General features: G+C 60.0%; 18 protein-coding genes and 1 pseudogene. 16 read left to right on the forward strand and 3 right to left on the reverse strand.

Going from position 1 to position 19,483, the window contains the following annotated elements:
• Positions 1-101 precede the first annotated feature (101 nt).
• The 5 genes from G6N82_RS10865 to G6N82_RS10885 are packed head-to-tail and all read left to right on the forward strand — an operon-like array spanning position 102 to position 4,153.
• Positions 102-1,280: a CoA transferase gene (locus tag G6N82_RS10865; protein WP_165196389.1), complete on the forward strand. Its 1,179-nt coding sequence runs from the start codon at positions 102-104 to the stop codon at positions 1,278-1,280.
• A 60-nt stretch (positions 1,281-1,340) separates the two neighbouring features.
• Positions 1,341-1,664 carry a 2Fe-2S iron-sulfur cluster-binding protein gene (locus G6N82_RS10870; protein WP_165196391.1) on the forward strand — a complete coding sequence of 108 codons (324 nt, stop codon included), beginning with the start codon at positions 1,341-1,343 and terminating at the stop codon, positions 1,662-1,664.
• A 56-nt stretch (positions 1,665-1,720) separates the two neighbouring features.
• A complete protein-coding gene (locus G6N82_RS10875; RefSeq protein ID WP_165196393.1) occupies positions 1,721-2,401 on the forward strand; it encodes a VTT domain-containing protein in 681 nt (226 codons plus the stop codon).
• 43 nt (positions 2,402-2,444) lie between these two features.
• Positions 2,445-2,906: a RidA family protein gene (locus G6N82_RS10880; RefSeq protein ID WP_165196395.1), complete on the forward strand. Its 462-nt coding sequence runs from the start codon at positions 2,445-2,447 to the stop codon at positions 2,904-2,906.
• 20 nt (positions 2,907-2,926) lie between these two features.
• A complete protein-coding gene (locus G6N82_RS10885; RefSeq protein WP_165196397.1) occupies positions 2,927-4,153 on the forward strand; it encodes an FAD-dependent oxidoreductase in 1,227 nt (408 codons plus the stop codon).
• Between the two features lie 40 nt (positions 4,154-4,193).
• Here the strand turns inward: G6N82_RS10885 and G6N82_RS10890 are convergent, their stop codons facing one another.
• Both G6N82_RS10890 and G6N82_RS10895 read right to left on the reverse strand, forming a co-directional pair.
• A complete protein-coding gene (locus G6N82_RS10890) occupies positions 4,194-5,453 on the reverse strand; it encodes an acetyl-CoA C-acetyltransferase (protein WP_165196399.1) in 1,260 nt (419 codons plus the stop codon).
• A gap of 19 nt (positions 5,454-5,472) precedes the next feature.
• A complete protein-coding gene (locus G6N82_RS10895) occupies positions 5,473-6,453 on the reverse strand; it encodes a nitronate monooxygenase family protein (RefSeq protein ID WP_165196401.1) in 981 nt (326 codons plus the stop codon).
• A 194-nt stretch (positions 6,454-6,647) separates the two neighbouring features.
• On the opposite strand from G6N82_RS10895, the pseudogene G6N82_RS15035 reads away from it, so the two are divergent.
• From G6N82_RS15035 to G6N82_RS10940, 10 genes and pseudogenes are all read left to right on the forward strand, one after another.
• A pseudogene (locus G6N82_RS15035) lies at positions 6,648-6,866 on the forward strand (acyl-CoA dehydrogenase family protein); the annotation flags it as partial.
• Positions 6,867-6,888: 22 nt separating this feature from the next.
• On the forward strand, positions 6,889-7,788 hold the full coding sequence (locus tag G6N82_RS10900) for an acyl-CoA dehydrogenase family protein (protein ID WP_241255079.1): 900 nt from the start codon (positions 6,889-6,891) through the stop codon (positions 7,786-7,788).
• A 13-nt stretch (positions 7,789-7,801) separates the two neighbouring features.
• Complete coding sequence (locus G6N82_RS10905; protein ID WP_165196403.1) at positions 7,802-8,788, forward strand: acyl-CoA dehydrogenase family protein; 987 nt, start codon at positions 7,802-7,804, stop codon at positions 8,786-8,788.
• Positions 8,789-8,811: 23 nt separating this feature from the next.
• Positions 8,812-9,645 carry an SDR family oxidoreductase gene (locus tag G6N82_RS10910; RefSeq protein WP_165196405.1) on the forward strand — a complete coding sequence of 278 codons (834 nt, stop codon included), beginning with the start codon at positions 8,812-8,814 and terminating at the stop codon, positions 9,643-9,645.
• Between the two features lie 255 nt (positions 9,646-9,900).
• Entirely contained in the window at positions 9,901-10,467 is a 567-nt protein-coding gene (locus G6N82_RS10915) for a TetR/AcrR family transcriptional regulator (RefSeq protein ID WP_165196407.1), read from the forward strand.
• Positions 10,468-10,538: 71 nt separating this feature from the next.
• Positions 10,539-11,336, forward strand: a complete 798-nt coding sequence (locus G6N82_RS10920; RefSeq protein ID WP_165196409.1) for a thioesterase family protein — start codon at positions 10,539-10,541, stop codon at positions 11,334-11,336.
• A 52-nt stretch (positions 11,337-11,388) separates the two neighbouring features.
• Positions 11,389-12,252 (forward strand): glutathione S-transferase family protein, encoded by an 864-nt coding sequence (locus G6N82_RS10925; protein ID WP_165196411.1) that lies wholly within the window; start codon positions 11,389-11,391, stop codon positions 12,250-12,252.
• Between the two features lie 90 nt (positions 12,253-12,342).
• Complete coding sequence (locus tag G6N82_RS10930) at positions 12,343-13,140, forward strand: crotonase/enoyl-CoA hydratase family protein (protein ID WP_165196413.1); 798 nt, start codon at positions 12,343-12,345, stop codon at positions 13,138-13,140.
• Positions 13,141-13,214: 74 nt separating this feature from the next.
• Positions 13,215-13,969 (forward strand): IS5 family transposase gene (locus G6N82_RS10935; protein WP_165196415.1). Its coding sequence is split into 2 segments (ribosomal slippage): positions 13,215-13,533 and positions 13,533-13,969, totalling 756 coding nucleotides; the frame shifts between segments, so codons are not numbered across the junction.
• A gap of 96 nt (positions 13,970-14,065) precedes the next feature.
• Entirely contained in the window at positions 14,066-15,022 is a 957-nt protein-coding gene (locus tag G6N82_RS10940; RefSeq protein WP_165196417.1) for an IS630 family transposase, read from the forward strand.
• Positions 15,023-15,062: 40 nt separating this feature from the next.
• Here G6N82_RS10940 and G6N82_RS10945 read toward each other — a convergent pair whose 3' ends face one another.
• Positions 15,063-16,469: a sulfatase-like hydrolase/transferase gene (locus G6N82_RS10945; RefSeq protein ID WP_165196419.1), complete on the reverse strand. Its 1,407-nt coding sequence runs from the start codon at positions 16,467-16,469 to the stop codon at positions 15,063-15,065.
• 204 nt (positions 16,470-16,673) lie between these two features.
• On the opposite strand from G6N82_RS10945, the gene G6N82_RS10950 reads away from it, so the two are divergent.
• Positions 16,674-19,256: a TonB-dependent receptor gene (locus G6N82_RS10950; RefSeq protein WP_165196421.1), complete on the forward strand. Its 2,583-nt coding sequence runs from the start codon at positions 16,674-16,676 to the stop codon at positions 19,254-19,256.
• Positions 19,257-19,483 lie beyond the last annotated feature (227 nt).

A 19,483-nucleotide genomic window follows, 5' to 3' on the forward strand; every position in this document is an offset into this window, starting at 1 on the left:
CCGTTGACTTGAAGAAAACTAACCCGTAAGTTTTATTTCTTCGATCGCGCTCACATTCTCGCCTGGAGAGGGAGCAGCAGGGTTTGTCAGGAGTAAGCAACGTGTCCGGAATTCTGCAAGGCATCAAAGTGGTCGATTTCGGGAAATACATCGCCGGGCCGCTGTGTGCCGGGATGCTGGCAGATCTGGGTGCCGACGTTGTGCGGGTCGAGAAGCCGGGCGGGGGTGATGACCGTTATGTGGCGCCGGCTACCGATAGCGGCGAGGGTTCGCTGTTCCTCTACGGCAACCGCGGCAAGCGCTCGCTGACCCTGGATACCAGCAAGCCCGAAGGTCTGGCCGTGCTTCATCGCATGATCGCCAAGGCCGATGTGGTCGTTGCCAACCTCTCGCCGAGCGCGCTGGCGCATTTCGGTCTCGACTATGAATCGGTTAAGGCGCTGCGCGAAGACATCATCCTTGTCACCTCGAGCACTTTCCCGTCGAATACGCCGATGCGGGATGCCCTCGGGCTCGACAGCATCGGCCAGGTGGTGAGCGGCGGGGTTTATCTCACGGGCGAGGCCGGCCAACCCTACAAGTCGGCAACCGCCTATGTCGATTTCGGCACGGCCGTGTCTTCGGCCTATGCGGCTATGGCTGCGCTGTTCAATCGCGAACGCACAGGAAAGGGCATGCACGTTGAATCCTCGCTGGTCGGGACGGCGCTCAATGTCATGGCTCCGATCCTGATGGAACACGCCTATGGCAAGGCACCGCGCAGGCCGACCGGAAACCGCTCACCCATCGGCGGGCCGTCGGACATCATCAAGACCAAAGACGGCTGGTTCGTCGTGTCGGTGCTCGGCAACAAGCTGTTTGCGCGCTGGGCCAAGTTCATCGGGCAGCCCGAACTGACGCAGGATCCGCGCTTCGCGGACGATGCCTTGCGCGGTGTGAATGGCGATGCCCTCAGTCAGATCATGACCGAATGGGCCAGGGACAAGACCACCGAAGACTGCATCAAGGACCTGGTGCAGATCGGACTGCCTGCGGGTCCGGTCCTTTCGCCCGATGACATCATGGGCGGTGCCATGAGCCTGCGGGAAAGCTTCTTTCAGGAAGGGTCGTTCGGATCCGAAACGGTGATCCAGATGCCGACCCCGATCCGCTTCTCGGGTGCGCCGACCAGGGAAAATATCGAGGCACCGGAACTGGGCAAGCACAGTCGCGAAGTACTTGGCGAATATGGCTTTTCATCTGCGGAGATCGAAAGCCTGATCCAACGACAGCTGGTCTGAGAACCGTTGCCGGAATCAAGTTCGCTCCATGAGCGAGCCAATGGAGAGGTGGTACTGGTCATGACGACAATCGTCTTTTTCGAGCCCGACGGAACCCGGCGCGAAGTTGCAGCCAAGCCCGGCGAAAGCGCCATGGAGGTCGCAGTGCGCCATGGTGTGGAGGGGGTTGATGCCGATTGCGGCGGGGTCTGCGCCTGTGCAACCTGCCACGGTCATGTCGATGCAGCGTTCTTCGACCGCTTACCGGCAATGAACGAAACCGAAGATGCAATGCTCGAACTGGTAGAGGATCAAAGAGCAGCCAATTCGCGGCTGCTTTGCCAGCTGAAAGTCGGGCCCGAGCTGGATGGTATTGTCATAAGCCTCCCTGGCGTGAAACGCTGATAAAGGTATCAAGCAGTCCGGTCCGGCCATCGGGAGGCAAGAGGAAGTCGCCGATCATGCAGCAAGATCAGCTAGAGTCGGGTCGAAAGTCGGCGTGGGCGCGCCGACTGCGGTGGGCGGCACTCTTCTTCCTGGGAGTCATTGTCCTCGCCGGGCCCGTCTATTTCGCGGCCGAGATCGAACAGGTCACAAATCTGGCCATCGCGTCCGCACGAACCAGCCCGCAGCTTGTGGCTGGAGCGATCATACTCGCCCTTGCGCTCGATGTGTTCCTTCCGGTTCCCAACGGAGTGACCAACACTCTGGCAGGTGCTATTTTCGGGTTCGCGACTGGTTCGGTAGTGATCTGGATCGGCCTGATGGCGGCGAGCCTGCTGGGTTATATCGTCGGCGTCCTGGCAGCGCGGCCGTTGGCACTCAAACTGCTTGGCGAACAGGAGCTGATCCGGGCGCACCGTTTTGCCAGTGGTATGGGGCCACTGGTCTTGATCTTCTCCAGGCCGGTGCCGGTCTTTGCCGAACTCGCCACGATTGCATCCGGGATGGCGGGGATGCGGTTGGGACAGTTTCTGATCATTACCGGGCTTGGCAATTTGTCGGTCGCGCTGGTCTTTGCCGCCATAGGTTCTGCTGCCTTGGCCGACCAGTCCGGACTGCTCGCCATAACCGGCAGCATCGCCCTCCCGCTGATTGCATGGCTCGGCTTCCGCTGGTGGCACACAAGGCAAAGTTTATAGCTACATCGACCGGACTGCCCAAGTTTCACCGAAAGGACTACTGATGAACCATCTGCCCACTGCTGTCGCGCTGGTGCTTGCAGCAGCACTTGTCGCATCCCCGCTCGCCGCGCGGCCCGCCGCTTCGCATTCGGCCCCCGTGTTCCATCCGCGCGCGGATTCGCTCCCCCTCTCCATTGCGGTGCAGACGGGCAAGACGGTCTATCTATCTGGCATGCTCGGCGTCGCGCCGGACGGTCGAAGCTTGGTCCCCGGCGGGATCGAGGCTGAGACGCGGCGCACCATGGACCTCATCGGCGAAGACCTCAAACGGCTGGGCCTTACATACGAGGACGTGGTCAAATGCACCGTTTTCCTGACTGACTTGAAGGACCTGCCAGCCTTTACCGCTGTCTACGCCAGCTATTTCAAGCCGGGCCGCTACCCCGCCCGTTCGACTCTGGGTGTGAGTTCGCTGATAGGGGGGGCGAAGGTTGAGGTTGAGTGTGTGGCCTGGAAAGGCTGACCTTGTATCTAAGAATGCACATGCAGCACTTCGATGTCTTGATTGTGGGGGGCGGCCAAGGCGGTGCCTATGCGGCGATCCAGCTGCGTCAGCAGGGGTTCGCAGGTACTGTCGCCATCGTCGGGCGCGAGAACGAGCTACCCTATGAACGGCCACCGCTTTCCAAGGAGTATATGCTTGGCGACAAGGAGTGGGAACGCCTGCTGATCCGCCCTGCTGCATTCTGGCACGACAAAGCCATCGCATTGCTGCTCGGACTTGAAGTGACTGCGGTCGATCCTGCGGCGCGGCATGTGACCATGCGCGATGGCAGCTTTCTGGGATACGGCAGGTTGATTTGGGCAACGGGCGGTCAACCACGCCGACTGACCTGCCTTGGCGCGGATATGGAAGGGGTTCATGTTGTCCGGACGCGGGGCGATGCCGATGCTATCTTGGGCCAATTGTCAGGCGTGACCCGCGCGGTGATCGTGGGTGGCGGTTACATCGGACTTGAGGCTGCGGCCGTACTAAGGAAGCTTGGCAAGGAGGTAACGCTCCTCGAGGCTTTGCCGCGTGTGCTCGCCCGGGTGGCTGGTGAATATGTGTCGTCGTTCTACGAAGCCGATCACCGTGCGCATGGCGTCGATCTCAGGACGTCCGCCGCCTTGCGTTCGATCGAAGGCACGGAACGGGTGAGCGGCGTGCGCCTCGAAGATGGCAGCCTGATCGAATGCCAGATGGTAATTGTCGGGATCGGAATTATCCCTTCGGTGGAGCCTTTGCTGGCCGCGGGAATCAAGGGTGGGAATGGTGTGGAGGTCGATGCCTTCTGCCGCACCAGCGACGATCTAATCTACGCCATTGGCGATTGCGCTGCACAGGCCAACCACTTCGCCGACGGCGCTGTGCTGCGGGTCGAAAGCGTCCAGAATGCCAACGACCAGGCTATTTGTGCTGTCAAGGCTATCTTGGGTGAACCACAAGCCTATTCAGCAACGCCATGGTTCTGGTCGAACCAGTATGACCTGAAGCTGCAGACCGTGGGGATTTCGTCAGGACATGACGTTGCTATCCTGCGCGGCGATCGGGCAGCGCGCAGCTTTTCGGTGATCTACCTCAAGGCCGGGCGTCTGATCGCGATCGATGCGATCAACGCGACCAGGGACTATGTTCAGGCGCGCCAACTGATCGAGAAAGGTGCGATAATCGCGCCCGAAGACCTTGCCGACACAAGTCGTGCGCTGAAAGACTTGCCAAGGCTTTAGAGCCTGCCCTGTACAGGACCGGCTCTAGACGCGATCGGCGTTAGCCCTGAGCCATCCGCTCGATGATGATCGCCGGGGCCATGCCGCCGCCGGCGCACATCGTGACCAGGCCATAGCGGCCATCGGTGCGTTCCAGTTCGTCGAGTACCGTGCCGATCAGCATCGCGCCTGTCGCCCCGATCGGGTGCCCCAGCGCGATCGAGCCGCCGTTGACGTTCACCTTCTCGCGGTCGAGCTTGAGGTCACGGATGAACTTCTCGGCCACCACCGCGAAGGCTTCGTTGATCTCCCAAAGGTCGATGTCGTCAACAGTCAGGCCAGCCTTTTGCAGAACTTTGCGTGCTGCAGGAACTGGAGCATTGAGCATGAGCGTGGGGCAATCGCCCAGGTTGGCGTAAGCCACGACGCGCGCACGCGGCTTGAGGTCATGCTTCTCGGCATAGTCCTTGCTGGTCAGCAGGACGGCACCGGCACCGTCGACCACGCCCGAGCTGTTGCCCGGATGGTGCACGGCCTCGAACTGGAGGTCGGTGTAAACCCGCTGGATCTGCTTGCGCCAAGTCCGCCCGTTACCAAGATCGACATCGGCAACGACCTGGAACGATGGCTTGAGCGATGCCAAGCCTTCGGCAGTGGTTTCCGGGCGCGGAAACTCCTCGTGATCGAGAGCGAGTGAACCGTCCGGGTTGTAAACCGGAACCACCGAACGGTCGAACCGCCCTTCGCGGATGGCGCGATCAGCGCGGCGCTGACTCTCCAGCGCCAGCGCGTCGAGCGCTTCCCGGCCAATCCCCTCGATTGCGGCAATCGCGTCCGCGCAGACGCCCTGGTTAGACTGGGGATGCATGGCATCGAGCACTTCGTTGTGCGAGCCAATCAATCGTGGCTCTATGCCGAATTCGGCGCGCTGGGCGGCCAGGATCTGCTGGTAGCTCATCAGTTCAGTGCCGCCGGCAACGACGCAGTCTTCCATGCCCGAAAGCACCGAGCCGGCAGCGAGATTGACCGCCGTGATTCCGCCGCCGCAGAACCGGTCAAGTGTGGTTCCCGATGCCTTCACGTCGTATCCCGCGACCAGCGCCGCCATCCGGCCAAGGTCGGCACCCTGCTTGCCTTCCTGCGTGCTAGTCGACCAGATGATGTCATCGACAGTCGTGGTGTCGAGATTGTTGCGATCCTTGAGCGCCTTCAGGACAGTAGCGCCGACATTCTGGGGATGCAGGTGGGAAAGCGCTCCTTTGCCCGGTTTACCAATCCCGCGCGGCGTGCGGCAGGTGTCGATGATGTAGGCTTCGTGCATCGGTGAACTCCTTTGTTGGTCAGGCCATCATGCCGGCAAGCCGGCTGCGGATGATGCCTTCGGCATCTGCAACGATTCGACTGATCAGTTCCTGGCAGGTGGGAATGTCGTGGATGAGGCCCTGGACCATGCCTGCCCAGAACACCCCTTTGGAAAGATCGCCGGTCCGGAGCAGTTCCTTACCGGCAACTCCTGAAACCAGTTCACGCACATCTTCGAACACGGCATCGGGGTTTGAAAGGCGGCGGACTACCTCCTCGGATACCGCGCTTTTCCCGACCCGCGCGGTGTTCTTGAAGGCGCGGAAGATCAGGAAGCTGCCCCGTTCGTCGTTGTCGACATAGGCCTGCTTCACATTGTCGTGGATTGGCGCTTCTTTTGTAGCGCAGAACCGTGTTCCCATGTTGATTCCGTCTGCGCCCAGCGCCAGAGCGGCAGCAAGGCCTCGTCCATCCCCGAAGCCGCCGGAAGCGAGCATCGGGATCTTCACCTTGTCAGCGGCGGCCGGGATCAGGACTAGGCCAGGAATGTCGTCTTCACCAGGGTGGCCGGCGCATTCGAAACCATCGATCGAGATGATGTCGCACCCGGCCTTTTCCGCGGAAAGCGCATGGCGAACCGCGGTGCACTTATGGAGGATGGTCACCCCATGCGGGCGAAGCATCTCCCAGATCTCGCGAACGGCCTGGGTGCCGGCCGTCTCGACGATCGTAACGCCGCCATCGATGATTGCCTGTGCGTATGCCTTGTAATCCGGCGAGTTGACGGTCGGGAAGATCGTCATGTTCACCCCGAACGGCTTAGAGGTCATCGCCTTGGTGCGCTCGATCTCTTCGCGCAGTGCCTGCGGGGTGGGCTGGGTCAGCGCGGTGATGATGCCCAGGCCGCCCGCATTCGATACTGCCGAAGCGAGCTCGGCATAGCCGACGTTCATCATCCCGCCCTGGACAATCGGGTGTTGGATCCCAAGCCGCTCGGTAATTCGCGTACGCAAAGCCATCGGGAAATCTCACTCCTGGGGATGGAACCGGATCGATGCCGACAGAAAGGTGGCGCGCCACACGTCGGTGAGATAAAAACTAACGGGTAAGTTTTTCTTGTCAAGCCTGCCTGTTCGTGGGAGAGTCAGGCCATTAGGGCGAGGCGGCGAGATTCGGTGTCGGCTTCGTCGGCGATAGGGATGATTGCGCTATAATGCAGATTTTTCCGATCCGAGCGTTTGATCCTCCGGGCGATGTCACCAGCCTTCGCGAACAGGTGCGTGAGCTTGTGCGCCAGCACGAACATCGCTGGACACCAGAAGAACGCTGCAATCCCTGGCTGAAATGCGATGCGGAATTCTCGCGCGCGCTCGGTGCTGCAGGCCTGCTCGGTCTGACCTGGCCGCAGAAATATGGCGGACAGGGTCGTTCGGTGCTTGAACGCTATGTGGTGCTTGAGGAGCTTCTGGCCCACGGCGCACCCGTGCGGCTGCCACTGGATCGCCGATCGCCAGACCGGGCCCTTGTTGCTGCGTTATGGCAGCGAGCACTTGCGCGAGAAGTACCTGCCGGGAATGGCGCGCGGCGAGGTCTATGCCTGCATCGGCTTGTCTGAACCCAACGCGGGTTCGGACCTGGCGAGCGTCCGCAGCCAGGCGCGCAGAACACCCGAGGGGTGGGTGCTCAATGGTCAGAAGATCTGGACCAGCAATGCCCATGAATGTCAGGCGATGCTGGCACTTATGCGGACCGATCCCGGATCAGAGCGGCACGCCGGTCTGTCGCAGCTGATGATCGACCTCGATTTGCCCGGTATCAGCGTGCGGCCGATCATCGACATGACCGGCGAGCATCATTTCAACGAAGTGTTCTTCGACGATGCCCTGATCCCGCTAGAAGCTCTTGTCGGAGACGAGGGTGAGGGCTGGAAACAGGCCATGGCGGAACTGGCCTATGAGCGCTCCGGGCCGGAGCGGTACCTTTCGACTCATATGCTCTTTGCGGAGCTTGTCGATGTTATCGGCGCGGACCCGCCCGAACCGGTTGCCCAGTTGATCGGCAGGCTGGCCGCCGAGATCTGGACCTTGCGGCAAATGTCGATGTCGACCGCTGCCAAGCTGGCTGCGGGCGAGGACCCGGTGATTGAAGCTTCCATCGTCAAGGATCTGGGTAACGCCTTCGAACAGGCCATGCCGCGACTGATACAGGCGTCCGTCGATGCCGATCTGCTTGCGGAGGGAGCATTGGGGCGGATGCTGGCGCATGTGCTTGTTGCCTCGCCCAGTTTCTCGTTGCGCGGGGGGACTCCGGAAGTGCTGCGGGGGATCATCGCCAAGGGGCTGGGGCTGCGGTGAGGAGCGATTGGCCATGAGCGAGTCCCGGCAGCTACTGTGCGACATGGCGGACGGACTGTTCGCCGACCTTGCCGAAGCCGGGTTCGATAAGGCCTGGCCACGGATCGAGGAGGCCGGCTTTGCTTCCCTTCTGATCCCGGAGGAGCAGGGCGGATTTGGCGGCGACTGGGGCGATGCATATGCCGTGCTGCGAATTGCGGGGCGACATGCGATTTCGGCACCTTTGGGCGACACAATTATTGGGCACCGGTTGCTGGTGGAGGCAGGGATCATGCCTCCGGCTGGTCCGATCGGATTGGCGAGGGCCAATGGCAAGGTCGGCTATGGACGGTATTGCGGCAGCGTCGTCTTCATCGAGGATGGAGAGCTCAGACTTGTCGAAGTGGCGACGAGCGAGGTCTTCGAAGGCCATTCGCTTGCCGGGGAGCCGCTCGACCGCATCTTCCCGGTAGGCACGCCACTGGCGAGCGCACCGTGTGCTGCGAATCTGACCGCGCTGGGTGCCTTTGCCCTTGTGGTACAATCGGCCGGAGCCCTGGAAGCGGCGTTCGAACTCACGCTCGAGCACGTGAACACCCGGGTCCAGTTTGGCAAGGCGTTGGGCCGCTTTCAGGCGGTGCAGCAGGCCATGGCGGAATTTTCGGTTGAGGCGGCGGCAATTGATGCCGCCGGACAGGCCATGGCCGCAGTGCTCGACAAGGGCGGAGGGCTTGACGACGGAGCTATGTTCGAGATCGCTGCGGCAAAGCTGCGGGCGAACATGGCGATTGAGAAATGTTGCCCCATCGCCCACCGACTGCACGGGGCCATCGGCTTTACGATGGAATATGCGCTTAACCGCTATACCTGCCGGCTCATGGATTGGCGCGGGGATTGCGGTAACGATGCCTATTGGGCGAGCATACTGGGGCGGCGCGTTGCCAAGCTGGGCGGCGGCAGCTTTTGGCAAGAGATCGCCCGCCGATCCGATGCCGCAGCGCCGGCAGCGCCGGCAGCTTAGGCCCGTCAGGAAGGATGCACGGCATGAACGACCATGTTTCGGGGAAGTCCATCGTCATAACCGGGGCCGGAGGAGGCTTCGGCGAACTGGTCGCGCGAAAGGCCGCGGCGCGCGGTGCGCGGGTCACACTGGGGGACGTGAACATCGATGGGGCCGAAGCGGCCGCAGCCCAGATCCGCGAAGCTGGCGGCGAAGCGCTAGCGAGGCAGGTCGACGTGACCGATCTTGATGCGGCCAAGGCGCTGGTCGCTGACGCAGTGAGCGCGTTCGGTCAGGTCGATGTAATGATCAACAACGCGGGGCTCATGCCGCTGGCATTCTTCAGCGATCATGAAGCCGCACATCTGGCCTGGCACCGCGCGATCGATGTCAACATCAAGGGGGTGCTCAACGGTATGATCGCCGCTCACGATCCCATGATGGAGAGAGGCAGTGGGCAGATCGTCAATGTCAGCTCGATCTACGGCAACTTCCCGGTCGTTGGCGCAGCCGTCTATGGTGCGACCAAGGCCGCCGTCAATTTTCTCTCCGAGAGCTTTCGGGTTGAAACGCGTGGCAAGATCAAGGTTTCAGTGGTGAAGCCAACCGGCGTCCCAGGCACGGGTTTGACCGGCTCGGTTATCAACCGCGCCGCTGGCGTCGGAATTGTTGGCCAGAACGCTGGCGAGCTTGCTGGAATGTTGCTGGCCATCGAAGAGGGCAAGGGGGAACACTTGATGGATCCCGATGGCATTTCCTATGCCCGCCTCTCACCCGACTACATTGCAGAGGCCATCCTCCACGTGATCGACCAGCCGCTTGGCGTGTCGATTGGCGACATTACGGTAAGGGCGGCTGGCGATCAGTTTATCCTTTGAAGCGATCAGCCTCTTGGGTAGGCTCAATTCGTACAAAACTGGCGCGTCAGTTTTTTGATGTAACCGCGAGCAATATTGCCTAAACCCCTGTCCTGACTTTGAAGCGGCCCTTGGCTTGAGCCAGGTCCGCAGCGTCAAGGTCGTCCCCCGCAAAGGCGCAAGCATCGGAGCAAGTTGCTTGACGTATCTAAACTTACGGGTTAGTTTCATTATCGAGAATGGGGTGCAGACATGGGACGGAGCCGACAAGAGGAATTGACTGATTCAGTCCTTGAGGCTGCAAGCAATCTCTTCGCCGAGAAGGGCTTTCACGAAACCAGCACTGACGAACTGGCAAGTCGTCTCGGCATATCCAAGCCAACGCTTTACAAGTACGGTTCAAGCAAGGCCGCGATCCTCCAGGCGATTGTCCGGCGCAACCACAAGCGCGCCCTCGAAGAGGCCAATCGAATTGCAGCGGGCAAGGCCCCGCCGTTGGATCAGCTGCATGAACTGTTCCGCTTCCATACCCATTTCGCGATCGAACATCGCCATGAGGTCAGGATAATCGATGGTGAGCGTCACCGGCTGACCGATCGTGACGAGATTGATCGCCTTGCGGGTGAGTACCTTGCTTACATCAAGTCCCAGATAACGGCTGCCCAGAAGGTCGGTGATCTGCGCGATGACATCCCGCTCGAACTGTTTGCCCGCTCGTTCATTGCGCTCGCTCTGGGGCCGGGCAAGTGGTTCGTCGAAAAGAAGAAGGGACTGTCAGAGGAAGAAGTCGTTCAAGCCAACTGGTCTTTGTTCATGCATGGTGCCGCCCGCGTCGGGAAGTGAGGAGATAGCTCCTCGACAAGACACTTTGACTGCGTGTGCACAGGCCGGAATTGATTTTCGGAGTAGGTCAAGTGTCATCACCCCAAGCAAGGCCCCGCCTTGCACCCAATTCATATTTCGTTCGAGACGGCGACCAATTCCTCCCGACCGAACTGGCGCGCAGCCCATGGCATGGCACCAAATGGATTGCGGGCGGCCCGACCAGCTGCCTGCTTGCATCATGCGCCGAAGACCCCGAACTCAACGAACGGTTCGCGATCGCGCGATTCCAGCTCGACATTTTTGGCAAGGTCCCAAATCTGCCACTTTCCCGTTCGATCAAAGTCTTGCGCGACGGGGCGCAAACCAAGCTCTACTGCGTCAGTTTGCTGGCCAACGGCGAGGTTGTGGCACAGGCCCATGTCCTGCGTGTCCGCCGCCTGGCGACGCCTGACTTTGCAATGCCCTCGAACTATCCGAGGCCTGAGGACATGCCTTCAGGTAAGGTTCCTGAGCTCGCACAAATGGGCGGTTCGGTATCCTTCCGGCGAGTCAGCGGTGATCCGGGCGTGCCCGGGCGTGCTGTGTGGTGGATGACCATGAGCGGCGGCGAAGTCATTGCCGGCGAGCCGACATCAAACTTCGTCAAGGCCTGTCTGTTTGCCGATTTCGGCCACGGGTTCGGTAATGCCTTGCGGCCAACGGAATGGGCTATGCCTAACCTTGATATCACGGTGCAGTTCATGCGGATGCCAGTCGGGGACTGGTTCCTGCTCGACGCTGAAACGCACACGACGGGTAATGGTCACGGCACTGCGCATACCCTGTTTGCAGACGAAAAGGGCGTCTACGCGCGAGGGTTGCAGACCGTTTTTATCGCCCCGCGGTGACCGGATTGGCCTGCTAGGCATCCTTCAAACATAAGAGGATTCGCCAATGGTAATGCTGCACGAAAGTGATGTCCTGACCAAGGAAGTGCTGGGATGGCGCGGGTTGCACCTGTTTCACTTCAAAGGCTCGGCTTGCTCGCAGAAAGTTCGCATCTTCCTCAATCTCAAGGGCATTGACTGGACCTCGCACCATATCAACCTTGCCAAGGGAGATCATATCACCCCGTGGTACATGGGGATTAACCCGCGCGGACTGGTTCCGGCGCTGGTGCACGACGGCAAAGTGATTATCGAGAGCAACGATATCCTCGAATATCTGGAAGCAACCTTTCCCGAGCCGGTGCTTATACCGGCGGACCGCAAGGAGGAGATGCACCGCCTGCTGCGCGAGGAAGATGATCTGCATCTCGACATCAGGGCTCTGTCGATGCGGTTTGTGGTCCCCGCTTTCCTTGTGAAGAAGCCCGAGAGCGAGATTCGCAAGTATGAGGGGATTGGGTCAGGCAGCGTACACGGGGCAGTCGATCCGGACAAGGCGCGCGAGGCCGAATTCTGGCGCGAGATGATCAGAAACAACGGGATCAGCGATGAGCGTGCAAGCCTGGCGTTCGAACGGTTCCGGCGGGCGCTGGAACAGTTCGAGGATCGCCTTGAAGGCCAGGATTTTCTGCTCGGCGACCGGCTCACACTGCTCGACATCGCCTGGTACATCTATGTCAGGCGGCTGAGCGAGGCATCCTATCCGCTGCATCGCCTCCATCCACGCATTGGCGAATGGTTCGATGCACTCGATGCTCGCGAGGACTTCCGAGGTGAAGTGCGCTGGTCACGGGCGATCGGCGCGATCACGAGGCTGCTGCACGGGGTGCAGCGGCTTCGCCGCACCGATCTCGCCCGCGTGACAGGAGTAGGCTGACATTCGAACTTCAACAATTCGCACTTCGGCGCAAGCTCCGCAAAAAACGCCTCGATATTTCTCGCTCAACATTCTGGGGTTTATCAAGAAATGACTGATCTCGTTCTCAAGGAGCAAATTGGACCGGTACTCAGAGTAACGCTAAACGCCCCTGAGCGAAGAAATCCAATTTCGGACATCGAGATGATCGACGCGCTCGCTGGGATCATGATTGATGCCGACAATTCATCTGATGTGCGAGCGGTGATTCTGACCGGTGCAGGATCGGCGTTTTCTTCGGGCGGCGACGTCAAGAAGATGACTCCAGGTCAGGGATTGCGCGATGAGGCCCCGGTCAACACGCGGATGAACTATATGCGCGGCATCCAGCGTCTGCCTCTGTTGTTCGAAGCGTTGGAGGTGCCTGTCGTGGCAGCGGTCAATGGCCCTGCGATCGGTGCCGGTTGCGATCTTGCGTGCATGTGCGATATCCGGATTGCATCTGAGAAGGCGGTATTCGCCGAGAGTTTCGTGAAGGTTGGCCTGGTCCCTGGCGATGGCGGTGCATGGCTCTTGCCGAGGATCGTGGGCTTTTCCAAAGCTTGCGAGATGGCCTTGACCGGCGAAAGTCTGAAGGCAGCCCAGGCTCTTGCTTGCGGCTTGGTTTCAAGAGTGGTCGCGGCCGAGGATTTGCTTTCCGAGGCGCTCGACATTGCCAACATGATCGCCAGCAACCCGAGGCACGCAGTCCGGATGACGAAACGTCTGCTGCGCAAGGCCCACCTTACAACACTGAGCGACACGCTCGAGTTGTCGGCTGCAATGCAGGCGCTGGCACACACGACGCGCGATCATCAGGAGGCGGTTTCAGCCTTTATCGAGCGCCGCAGTCCGTACTTTTCGGACTAGGCTCAGGACCTATTAAATCGCTTGCGGTTGCGAGGATGGCTTGATTCAATGGTGGCGTCGAGGAGGCGCTGCCGATGTCCGAGCTGTGGTTGCTGAGCAAGGCGCAGATGCGCCAGATCGAGCCGTTTTTCCCGTTGTCGCATGGCGTTCCCAGGGTCGATGACCGGCGCGTCGTGTCGGGGATCATCTACGTCATCAAGCACGGACTGATGTGGCGTGATGCGCCCAAGGGCTATGGCCCGCACAAGACGGTCTACAACCGGTTTGTGCGCTGGAGCCGGCTGGGCGTGTTCAACCGCATCTTCGCCGAGCTCGCGGGCAAGGCCGGTGAACCCGACCGGATCATGATCGACGCCACCCACCTCAAAGCGCACAGAACTGCGGCCAGCCTGCTAAAAGGGGGGCTCTTCCCCGACGTATCGGACGCACCAAAGGCGGGCTGAACTCCAAGCTCCATGCCGTCTGCGACGGCGAGGGGCGACCGATCATCCTGCTGCTCACCGAAGGCCAGATGAGCGACCACAAAGGCGCGGTTCTGCTGTTTTCCGCGCTGCCCAAGGCCAAGGCGCTGCTCGCCGACAAGGGCTACGACAGCGACTGGTTCCGCGCCGCCTTGGTCAGCCGCGGCATCGCTCCCTGCATCCCGCCCAAAGCCAACCGCAAGGTCCAGATCGACTACGACAAGACGCTCTACAAGCAGCGACACAAGATCGAGAACCTGTTCGGCCGGATCAAGGACTGGCGCCGCGTGGCCACCCGCTACGATCGATGCGCACACACCTTCATGTCCGCAATCTCAATCGCCGCAACAGTCTGCTTCTGGTTGTGATCAATGAGTCCTGAGCCTAGAGCGTTCTGCGGATAACCTGAATCGGTGGATTCCTGTTGGTTCTGATTTGTGATTCACCCTCTTTGGAGGTGGATCATGGGTAGAGCACATTCGTCTGATCTTCGGGGCCGTGTTTACGGTGCGATTGTTGAAGGTGGTTCGCGGCGGGCGGCGGCGCGGCGGTTCGGGGTGAGTGCGGCGACGGCGGTTCGGCTGGCGCAGCGCCAGGCACATACCGGATCGCTGGCACCAGGGCGACAGGGTCGGCCCGCGGGCAGCGGCAAGCTGGCGGCCTATCGCGAGGTCGTGATCGGCTGGGTCGAAGCCGATGGCGAGTTGACCCTGTGCGAGCTGACCGAGCGGCTGGCAACCGAACATGGCGTGACGGTGCATCACACCTCGCTGTCGCGGTTGCTCCGGGCGGCAGGCTTTACCGTCAAAAAAACTCTGCTGGCGAGCGAAACCGATCGCGCTGACATCGTCCGGGCCCGGCGGGTGTGGCAGGTTCATCGCCAGCCGTGGATGAAGCACCGCCCGGAACGGTTGGTGTTCATCGACGAGACCGGGACCACCACCAAGATGACCCGGCTGCGGGGCCGGGCGCGGCGGGGCCAGCGGCTGAAGATGAAGGCCCCCTTCGGCCACTGGGGCACCCAGACCTTCATCGCCGCGCTGCGCCATGATGGACTGACCGCACCTTGGGTGATCGACCGTCCGATGAACCGCCAGATCTTCGAGGCCTATGTCGAGACCCAGTTGGCGCCGACCTTGAAACGTGGCGACATGGTCATCCTCGACAACCTCTCCAGCCACAAAAGCGAGAAGGCCGCAGCGATCCTCAAGGAGCGCGGGGCGTGGTTCCTGTTCCTGCCGCCCTACAGCCCCGATCTCAATCCCATCGAAATGGCCTTCTCCAAGCTCAAGGCGCACCTGCGAAAAGCCAAGGCCCGGACCATCGAGGCTCTATGGCAGGCGGTCGGCTCAATCTGCGAACTCTACTCACCCAGCGAATGCTGGAACTACCTCAAAGCAGCCGGATATGTTGCAGATTAAACGCTCAAAGCTCTAGCCAGCGGACATCACATTTCCGCGCCTATTTGCCCGGGAGCTTCGGCGTCTCGAGGGCTTCTGCCTGATCAACAAGGGTTCTTGGCACCGCTGGCATGGCCTTCTGCATCCCTTGAGACCAGGCAAGGGTGCGGGCCTTCAGGTCGGCGAGCATGGCTGGGTTTCTGCTCTTGAAATTGGCATGCTCGGTTGGATCCTCGTCCAGATTGTAGAGATATTCGAGCGCGCCATTGCGCAGATATTTCCAAGGATAGGACAAGGCGGCCAGCCGTTCTCCTGGAGTCATCCAGAATAAGGTACGATCTAAAGGAGGGCCGCCAAAGAGCTGAGGTGACAAATCTACTCCGTCGGGCGGATAAGAAGGGTCGGTCGCAATTCCGGCAAGTGCGGCCATCGTCGGCAGGAAGTCCATTGAAACAGCTACCTGGCGGGAGACTGTGCCCCCGCGTATCCGTCCGGGCCAGCTGATGATCAGCGGCACCCGGATGCCACCCTCCCAGAGTTCGCCTTTGCCCCCGCGCAGGGGCCACATTTTCGAGAACCTCTCGCCGCCATTGTCACTGGTGAAGATGACCACCGTGTCGCGGTCCAGACGATGCTTGCCAAGGGTATCGAGCACGCGGCCGACCCCATGGTCCATCGGCAGAACCATGTCGCGGTAGATCTTTGGTGAGCCGCCTTCGTAATGCATATCGGTCATCCGAGGCGACCCGCGTTCGTCCCTTGTCTGCCAGGGCCAGTGCGGGGCTGTATAGTGCAGTGAGAGCATGAAAGGCTGATCGGCATTGCGCCGGATGAAATCACAGGCCCGGTCCGAAAACAGGTCTGTCGCGTAACCTTCGACCTTCACTGGAGTTTCATCCTCGTACAAGTCCGGACGGCGCGGCCCTGGCGTGAGCGGGTCGAGGAAATCGTGCGACCAATAGTCGATCCCGCCGCCCATCAAGCCGAAGAATTCATCATAACCACTCTTGAGCGGGCCATAGTCCGGAAGTTCGCCGATGCCCCATTTCCCGACCAACCCGGTGCGATACCCAGCGCCCTTGAACAGGCCCGGCAGCGACGGCAAGTCGCCCGGATAACCTATCTTTCCGCGGGTATAGCCGCCACCTTCACCCGAACCCGCCAGCAGCCGATTCTGGTAGCGTCCGGAGATCAGGCCGACCCGCGTCGGCGCGCAGGAACTTGAGTTGGCATAGCCTAGATCAAACCGCATTCCGCGGCGCGCGATGCTGTCGATATGCGGGGTTTGGTAGTCCTCCCGTCCATAGCAGGACAGGTCGAAGGCGCCGAGATCATCGGCCAGGATGAACACGAAGTTGGGTCTTCGCGCGGCCTGTCCGGACGAAGCGCCGGTCGCGCCGAGGGCTGTAACCGACATGGCACCTGCAATCACTTCGCGCCTGGTTGCCCGCATGGTGCGCCACTCCATCTTGTTGCCGCTTCGCCGACCGTTTCAACCACTTGGCTAGCGGGATCAAGGCCACTTGACAACTAAAACTTACTGGTTAGTTTCTATTCGTGATCAAGTTGGGAGAGCCGGATTCGAGATGATGGCGATCGCTCTGAAATCCACCCCGAATAGGGTGCAGAATCGCCGTCCGGGCTTTGGAACCGTGTCACAGGGAGAGGGAAAATGCAGATGAAGACGAGGCTCAAGTTTGCAATGCTGACGTCGGCATGCAGCCTGGCGTTTGCCGCACCGGCAATGGCGCAATCCACCCAGACTGCCGCTGATGATTCCGCTGAAGAGGTTGAAATCATCGTCACGGCCACCCTTCGCGAAGCAAGCGTTCAAGACATTCCTGTTGCCGTCACTGCGATCAGCCCGACGTCACTGGAGCGTCAGGGCGTGGTGGACGTCAAGCAACTGGCTACCATTTCGCCAAGCTTTTCCTTCCAGTCCACGCAGACCGAAACCTCCGGGATTGCGATCCGAGTACGCGGTGTCGGCACGCCTGGTAACAATGCCGGGCTAGAAAGCTCCGTCGGCATATTCATCGACGGCGTTTACCAGTCGAGGCCTGGCGTGGCGCTTGGTGAACTCGTTGATCTCGAGCGCCTTGAGCTGCTGCGCGGACCACAGGGAACTCTGTTCGGACGGAATACATCTGCCGGCGTTCTTAGCATCACCACGAAGAAGCCCAGCCTGACCGGCTTTGATGGGTTTGCGAATGCTACTTACGGCAACTACGATTTGATGAACCTTCAAGCCGGCGTAGGCGGACCGATTTCCGAGAATGTCGGGTTAAGGCTGACAGGTTCATGGAGAAAGCGCGACGGATATGTGAAGAGCGCGAGTGGCGCAGAAAGCCACGACAAGGACCGCTGGATTCTTCGCGGTCAACTGTATTTCGAGCCAAGCTCTGACCTAAGCATTCGTCTCATCGCAGACTATTCAAAAATCGATGAAAAGTGCTGCGACGGCGTAGTTTTTCGTGAAACCGAGCTGGCGCTGAATCCTGCCAATATCGCGCTTCATGGCCTGCCGAATTCGGGTGTAACGAATTCAGGCCCCTCTGCCCTGCGCAATCTTCGATCCAACGGCGGTCAGTTTTTCAATGGCGCTGAGCAGTGGGGATTTTCAGGCGAACTGAAGTATGAGTTTGGCGGCGCCAAATTGACCTATATCGGCTCGTACAGGGATTACGACTCGACTTCCACGGCCGAAACAGACTTCGTCGGACTGAGAGTGTTCACCCAAGGAGCGGGCGGAGAGTCAAGTCTTCCTGGTCAGCCTCCGACCGGCGATCGCATCAAGTCAACAACGCACGAATTGCGTCTTCAGGGTGATGCATTCGATGGTAAGCTGGATTGGCTGGTTGGCGGATTTTTCGGTGACGAAAAGATCGTAAGCACGGCTACAACGACCCTGGGCACACACTTTCAGGCTGCTGCCAGCGCTTTCAATTTTGGAACCGCGCTTGGCCCAAATCCGCTCTTTGCTTTCACGGCTCTCGGAAATGGCGGGGTGCCTGTCAATGCTACGGGCGCAAACGCTTCGAACCAGTTCAACCAGCACGGTAAGACGTACTCCATCTTCACTCACAATGTCTTCGATCTCACGGACAAGCTCAGTGTCACACTGGGCGCTCGCTATGTGAACGAAACAAAGGATGGCAGCTTCCGTCAACTTCAAGGAAACAACGGCGCGTGTCAGGCAGTCGTAAGCGGACTCCTGACGGGCGCGTATAACTTCTTGCCTGCAGCGGTCAGAGGGGGTCTCCAAGGCCTCAATTGCTTCAACACGGCAACCCCGGTTACCATTGCTGCGCCTGCCGGATTGGGTGGAGGTTTGGCCAGTCGTTTCCTGCCGCTTCCGCGAGAATTCTCGAACACCTTCAAGGATGATGCGCTGACCTACACCGCGCAGCTTTCTTACAAGCCCAACGCAGACACGCTGGTGTACGGAAGCTTCAGCCATGGGTTCAAATCAGGCGGGTTCAATCTGGATCCAACAGCAGCGATCCTGAGCAATTCGGCTGCAGTACTCACCACCGGGGCTGCGCCGCAATATACCGATCCGCGTTTCGAATCTGAAAAAGTTGATGCTTACGAATTGGGCGTCAAGGCGTCCCTGGGCAGGATGAATGTAAATGTGGCCCTGTTCCATATGGACATTACCGGCTTCCAACAGCTTGAATTCAACGGGCTGCAGTTCCGCACGTTCAATGTCGGAAAAGTGAAGTCGACGGGTGTCGAGGCTGAAGTCTTCGGCAAGCTGGCTGATCACGTCACGCTCAATCTCTCCGGAACGTACCTCAACACGCGCTATCCAACGGATTGCACTGCGGGAATTGTCCCGAGCGATGTTCCGACCATCAGTCGTCTTTGCGGAGCGAAGCTGGTTCGGTCACCCAAATTCTCAAGCGTTGCCGGGCTTACTTATGACGGTCCTTTGGGAGGATCCGATTGGGGGCTCCTTGCCAATGTCAATCTGCAATACTCCGACTCCTTCCGAGTGCAGGTCCAGCCAAGGGACACGAATGGCGACTTGTTTCCAATCCAGGAGCATTTCTTCAAGGTGAACGCCCGCATTGGGTTCACGACGCCTGACGAGCGGTTTACGGTTGAAGTCTGGGGAACCAATCTGACGAATGAAATAACTCGGACAGTAACGGCCAACACCCCACTTCGCGGCGTTGCTGGAGCCCGTTCGTATCTGACCTTTTTCGACGAACCGCGCACCTATGGCGTGACAGTACGAACCAAGTTCTGACCAAGATTGAAATCCGCCTGCTTCATCACCCGACCGACAGGCGAAAACTTGCAATGGGGGGAGTCGGGCAACCGGCTTCCCCCTGTTTTTGTCGGCACCAGCGATGGCGCCAGCCGATCGAAGCGGCGTGTCACCAGCGAGCACGAAGAAGTCACAAAGACAGGCTAGTCCATGGCAGAGCTTAACCTGACAATGACCATCGGCGGAATGCCCGCTACCGCCAGCGC

The sequence above is a fragment of the Altererythrobacter sp. BO-6 genome (genome assembly GCF_011047315.1).
Lineage (GTDB): Bacteria > Pseudomonadota > Alphaproteobacteria > Sphingomonadales > Sphingomonadaceae > Erythrobacter.